General features: G+C 66.8%; 5 protein-coding genes. 2 read left to right on the forward strand and 3 right to left on the reverse strand.

Annotated features, from left to right (window positions below):
• Positions 1-111 precede the first annotated feature (111 nt).
• Both ACFYZB_RS42690 and ACFYZB_RS42695 read right to left on the reverse strand, forming a co-directional pair.
• Entirely contained in the window at positions 112-795 is a 684-nt protein-coding gene (locus ACFYZB_RS42690; RefSeq protein WP_388767273.1) for a LuxR C-terminal-related transcriptional regulator, read from the reverse strand.
• Complete coding sequence (locus ACFYZB_RS42695; RefSeq protein WP_388767274.1) at positions 786-2,426, reverse strand: sensor histidine kinase; 1,641 nt, start codon at positions 2,424-2,426, stop codon at positions 786-788. Before ACFYZB_RS42695 ends, ACFYZB_RS42690 begins: the two co-directional genes overlap by 10 nt.
• A gap of 1,067 nt (positions 2,427-3,493) precedes the next feature.
• Here ACFYZB_RS42695 and ACFYZB_RS42700 point away from each other — a divergent pair.
• Positions 3,494-3,697 (forward strand): hypothetical protein, encoded by a 204-nt coding sequence (locus ACFYZB_RS42700; RefSeq protein ID WP_388767275.1) that lies wholly within the window; start codon positions 3,494-3,496, stop codon positions 3,695-3,697.
• A 594-nt stretch (positions 3,698-4,291) separates the two neighbouring features.
• On the opposite strand, the gene ACFYZB_RS42705 is transcribed toward ACFYZB_RS42700, so the two are convergent.
• Complete coding sequence (locus ACFYZB_RS42705) at positions 4,292-4,882, reverse strand: hypothetical protein (RefSeq protein WP_388767276.1); 591 nt, start codon at positions 4,880-4,882, stop codon at positions 4,292-4,294.
• A 756-nt stretch (positions 4,883-5,638) separates the two neighbouring features.
• On the opposite strand from ACFYZB_RS42705, the gene ACFYZB_RS42710 reads away from it, so the two are divergent.
• A complete protein-coding gene (locus ACFYZB_RS42710; RefSeq protein ID WP_388767277.1) occupies positions 5,639-5,935 on the forward strand; it encodes a hypothetical protein in 297 nt (98 codons plus the stop codon).
• Positions 5,936-6,000 lie beyond the last annotated feature (65 nt).

The raw sequence follows: 6,000 nt of genomic DNA on the forward strand, positions 1-6,000 counted from the left end.
TCACGGACCCTCCCTGGGGTGGTCGGCAGCACTGGGTTTCTGGGCAGCACCGGGCTGAGCCCGGCGCTCGGGCCGCCGGCCCGGCCCGGCAACGTTTCGGTATTGATCAGCTCAGTGGCTCGGCGGAGTGCGGCCGTCATGCGGCGCGGACATGAGGTAGGCGAGCACGGCCAGCACGCGGCGGTTGTCGTCGTCGGAGGGGGCGAGCTCGAGCTTGGTGAAGATGCTGGTGCTGTGCTTGGACACGGCCTTGTCGCTGATGAAGAGCCGGTTCGCGATGGCGCTGTTGGAGCGTCCCTCGGCCATGAGTTCAAGCACCTGGCGTTCCCGCTCGGTGAGCCTGGAGAGGAGCGCGCGTTCGCCACGGCTGCGGCGGCCGAGCAGCTTGGTGACCACTTCGGGGTCCATGACCGTGCCGCCCGCGGCGACCGTACGGATCACGTCGACGAACTGGTCGTCGCTGAACACCCGGTCCTTGAGCAGGTAACCGACCCCTCCGGCCCGGTCGGCGAGCAGTTCCTGGGCGTAGATCTGCTCGACGTACTGGGAGAGGAGGAGGATCGGCAGCCCGGGCATCCGTTCGCGGGCAGTCAGTGCCGCACGGAGTCCGTCGTCGGTGTGGGTGGGCGGCAGCCTGATGTCCACGATCGCGAGATCCGGCCGGAACTCCAGCAGCGCGCCGAGCAGCCCCGGCGCGCTGTCGGTGGCCGCCACGATCTCGAACCCACGCGCCTTGAGGAGCCTGACCAGCCCCTCGCGGAGCAGGAAGAGATCCTCCGCGACGACTACGCGCACGGCACCTCCATGACCACGATCGTCGGCCCCCCGGGCGGGCTGCTGACCGCCAGGATGCCGTCGAAGGCCGCCAGCCTGCGCTCCACCCCGGCCAGCCCGGTGCCCCGGGCGGGATCCGCGCCGCCCACGCCGTCGTCGACCACCTCGATGCGCAGCAGCCCGTCCGTCCGGGCCATGCGGATCTGGAGTCCGTGCGCCGAGGCGTGCCGGACGGCGTTGGTGACCACCTCGGCGACGGCGAAGTAGCAGGCAGACTCCAGCGGGGCGGCGAGCCGTTCGGGCAGGTCGATCTCGGTCTCGCACGGCAGGGGCAGGTCCAGCGCGAGCGCCCGGACCGCTTCCCCCAGGCCCCGGTCGGCCAGCATCGGCGGGTGCATCCCCCTGATCAGGCCGCGCAGTTCCTCCAGTGCCGCCGCCGAGGCGACGCGGGCCTCCACGACGAGTGCGGCGGCCTCGTGCGGATCGCTGTGGATCATCTCCTCGGCGACCCTGAGGTTCATCCCGATGGTGACCAGCCGTCCCTGTGCGCCGTCGTGCAGGTCCCGCTCGATCCTGCGCAGTTCCGCGGCCGCGGAGCTCACCGCATCGGCCCGCGTCTCCGTCAGCTCCCGCACCCGCCGGGCCAGCGCCGGATCCGGCTCCCGCCCCAACAGCCGCCTGGCATCCGGCAACACGGTCAGCGGCAGCAGCCAGAGCCCGAGGGCCAGCAGCGCCGCCCCCTGGATCCCGCCGAGGACCGACGCATGGTGAGCCGTCTCCATGGGGAGCAGCGGCGCCGGCCCGCGCGGGGAGCCGAACTTCTGCACCACCACCAGGGATTGCCCGAACCCGCTCTGGGCGACGTCGTACACCCCGATCCCCACCAGCCCCAGGGCCGACAGGTCCGCCGCCGCCCTCGGCCACCGCACCAGCCCGACCACGACGGCCGCCAACAGCACCAGCCCCACCAGATAACCCACCACGGCCGGCCCGATCCCGGTGCCCGGCGACGCGGACTGCCACAGATCGAGGCCCAGCAGATCGCCGGTCATCACCACGACGGCGGGTAACAGCAGGGCCCAGCGCGCGGACCTCGACGCGTCGGCTGCGGCCAGACGCCCGGGCCTGCCGCTCGCCAGCCGGTGCAAAGCCGCACCGGCGAAGGCGGCGAGCACCGGGACGCTCCCACAGCCCACCAGGACATTCAGCGGTGTCCGCCCGTAGCCGGCAGAGGAATGCGTGAGCCAGTACGTCCATTCCAGCAATTCCCCGGTCACCGCCCCGACCGCGGGCAGCACCCACCGCCTGGGCACGCTCGCCGAGCCGAGCAGCGCGGTGGCCAGCAGGCCGGCCATCAGCAACGCCGCCGGGAACAGCCCGTCGGGTTGCAGATCCGGCACAGTGACGACGTAGCCGGCCCCTACGGCGGAGTTGTGCAGGGCGAGCAGCAGAGCGGGCACACTGCCGTACGCCGCCGTACCCACCAGCCCCGCCACGACCGGCCACCCGATCCGCCCAGCCGGTCGTGCGACGCGCCCCGGCCGGTCCCGCGCCTGCTCCGCCCTGACGGCCAGCACAGCGCAGACCGCGGTCAACGCCACGAGCACGCCCGTCGGCCAGGGCGCCGCCCCGTCCACCGGAAACGGCCACATATCCGACCCCCGTCTCGTCATCCAGGCCACGCGCTGTGACCCGTAGATCATGCTGCTGCGAGGGGGTCGGCCGGCACCATGGGCCGAGACCTACTTCCGAGGTGGGCAAACACCTACCCCGGCCGGACCGGGAGCGCAGGGAGACCGAACGAAACAGCGCCCGAGCCGAACGAAGCCGCCCCGGGCGCTGACGAGCAAGTCGCGACCCCTTCGTGGGCGGCGAAGACGACGGTGCCGTCGGGCAGGTCCCACATGCCCCGGACGATGACAGCGGCGACCAGCACGGCCATGCATGCGAGGGCGGGTGGGCTTTGGCGGAAGCCCGGGAAGTAGGGCCGAGCCGCCTCCGCTGACGCATTGCTCACGCAAACCATCCCCCGGCGTTCCCACCGTGTGACGCGCCATGCCCCGAGCAACGCAAAAGGCCAGATCACGGGCTACGCGACCTGGCCTTTTCTGGAGCCGCCTTCGGGATTCGAACCCGAGACCTACGCATTACGAGTTGTCCGATCTTGGTCCACCAGTGTCCGCGGATGTCTGCGAAACGGACTCCGCTTCTGGTCACAGGGGGTTTCGGACCCCGACGGACGATGGCGAACGTTCACGGAAGAAGCGACGATCGAGACCGCAACTGAGACCGTCCCCTGGCCTTGAAGGCTCGGGGATCGCATCCGCCGGACGGGCGGAGGACTAACTGCCATCATCGGCTGATGGAGTACTTCACTCTCTCTGCGAAGCCGTCCGCGCATGACGCCGCCACCGTCGAATCCGCCCTTCGCCGAGCCTGGAACGCGTGCGCTGAGAAGGCCTGCCCCAAGTGCGGCGTCCCGCCTTGGCAGTACTGCCGCAACCGGATCAGCGGTGGCGCCTGGTACGTGACCCGTTTCCACCGACCCCGACAGGACGCGGCAGGTGCGCCCGGAATTCTTGCTTTGGTGGGTATCAACGGGCTCAGCTGGGCTAAAGGTACAGGCCGCTTCGTGTGGGATGACCGGCGCGTTCCGGCGGTGTGACTGGTTCCCTGCGCTGGCGACAACCACGGAGGGCCGGCGACGGCGGAGGAGGTCGTGGGAGCACTGGTCCTCATCGCGATGGCCTTCGACAAGGCCCTCTGGGAGTCGCTGGCCACCGGCGATCAAATCGTCAAGGAAGCGGGCACCACGACCCCGGTCAAGGAGGCACAGACAAGGCCGGCGGCGTACCGCCACTCGTTGCGGCTATTGCAGCCGTTTCTGAACCTGTGGCAGGATTTTTTCACGTGCTTCTCGTGAACCGATGATTACAGCGAGATTTTCCGCGTTCCTGCGCTCGCTGATGGAAACGTTGCCCCTTTGCTCGGCAGCAGATCCACGATCTTGGGATGAGTAGTCAATAACCATCGCCGACTCACTGCAACCAAGTGAAGCCCATGTTTCAGAACCGCTCGCACTTTGTGCCGAGGCGAAGTTGTAGGGGCCGGCAGGGTATTTTTGGCTCCCGCCCGAATCATTGCCAGGGCTCGCTATAGCAATATGCAGCAGTGATCGTTTAGGGTTCGCCGCGTCAGCAACCCGAAGACCACAAGAGTCCCCCTGGATGTAAGCGACCAGACGGTATGACCCCTTGCGGACTTCGCCTATCACCTTAGGTGTATGAGTTCCTCGAGGGAATTCTTCCGCCGCAATAAGTTGCTCTTCACTCGCGTCGACAGACTTAAGCTGACTTAGGTGCGTGAATTGGGTAGTCGATGAATCATGCGTAGCCCCATTTTCGCTCGCCGAAGTACATGCGACACAGAAGACCGAAAGGGTGACTCCTATGGCTAGTTTTTGAACAACTTTCATCATGGAGTCACCCTTTCAGGTACCAAAGTTACTGGCCGTCAACTAGTCTAGCCACGAATTGAAACACACGCCAATGGGCTTGAGCACATCGACTGTCCGGGTGAATCGGTGCCAAGGAATCGTGACCTGATAGTGCTCGTAGAGAGGGTACGCTCGGATGTTCCCGTGCTTGCCCTTGGGTACTTCGTAACGGGTCTCGTTTGCGACTTTGTAGGTATTTGTCACGCTGAAACCTACACTGACGGAGATGTCGCTTTTGCTGATTCCGGCATCCCCGCTGAGCTGAACCGACCGCTCCTTGGAGACCGACAACACCAGGGTGGTCGGTCCGGGGCCGTCCGTCGCACCCATCACGTCGGTGCCGCACCCCTCGCCCAGATCGACTCGCCCCTGCGGCTGAGCCGGCATGGTTGAAAGAGACCGCGCATAGTCGGCGTTGCGCTTGATTATCAGCTTGGCGCCAGGCTTGAAGAGGTCGCCCGGCAGTTTGGCTCCAGGCTCGAAGAACTTACCGACAGGACTTGCGGCAGTGATTCTACTCTGGGCCAGTGCCGGCGTTGCTGAAGCAGCCCCCAATCCCACACTCATGGCGACTGTGCCGATGAGTGCGCCGAGCCTCTTTGTGCGATTCATAACTCCCCCTGGGGTCGTGGAGCGATTTTTTTGCCGCCCCGCATGATGGATGCGGACTTGCATGAAGTTAACCGGGATTCACATTCGACGCCAACGCAGTGGATCACTTCAAGACAATTACTAGCCGCAGGATCATCCCCATCTGTCGCGACCAAGCGGCCTGCTGCCTCCTATACGGGATGAAAGGCTGCCTCCTCAATTGAATTGAGGGAGAATTGAGGGTGGAGTGATTGATTCCAGCAACAATCCACCGTTGGCGATTCTCTATTTGGTGTTCTTGCTGACTGCATAAAAGGATGAATAGCTCCCTGAAACGGGCAGGGTGGGTGAGTGCACAGCAGGGGAAATGCTGACTTGTCAAGAAGGCACCGAGCGGCTGCATCATCACACCGGGCGCCAGCGCTCACCCGCCCCCTCAGTGAACGAACAGCCCAGGAGCTGCGGCTGTTGTCCCCCGCTGCCTGTCAGTCCCGTGTGCTTGCCCAGTCGAGCGTTGCTGGCTGCGGATTTGGCGTTGCGGCGGGCGTCGGCGACCGCGCGGCGGGCGGCGGTGGTCTGGGCCCGCTGCCCGGCCCGTGATCCGGCCGCGGCCTTCTGCGCGGTACGCAGGGCCTTTATCTGTCCGACGTGGCCCGCAGCGCTCCGCGTGCCGCGGGTCGGGCGCTTGAACGCGCCCTGACCGGCCGCGCCGCGCTTGTTCGGGCCGGTGGCGGTGCTGGCGTGGCGGCCAGGGCGGCCGGTGCTTCGGGGGTGCCGATGCCCAACCAGATCCGGGAGATCACCGTCGCCACGTCCGACCGGCACCCCCGGCTGGACGAGGTGTCCGCCAAGGCCGCGGGGGCCGCCTACGCCCGTCGCTGGGACGCCGAGCGCACCGCATGGATGCGCGACCTCAGCCTGACCGACGACGCCGAGCAGCGCGAGGTAGCCCCGTCGGGTAAGGCGGGCAGGCTGAACCTGTCCGCGATGCGCGGGCAGGCCGGTGAGCAGGTCTCGCCGGACGAGGAGATCCTGCGCCGGTTTAGAACTCATCTCATTTGGCTGTCTGGGTAGGCTGTCGGCCGTGGTGGGGATTGTTGAGCGGCTGGTGCCGGACGAGTTGTGGGAGCTGTTCCAGC

The organism is Streptomyces sp. NPDC001852, from assembly GCF_042891825.1.
Lineage (GTDB): Bacteria > Actinomycetota > Actinomycetes > Streptomycetales > Streptomycetaceae > Streptomyces.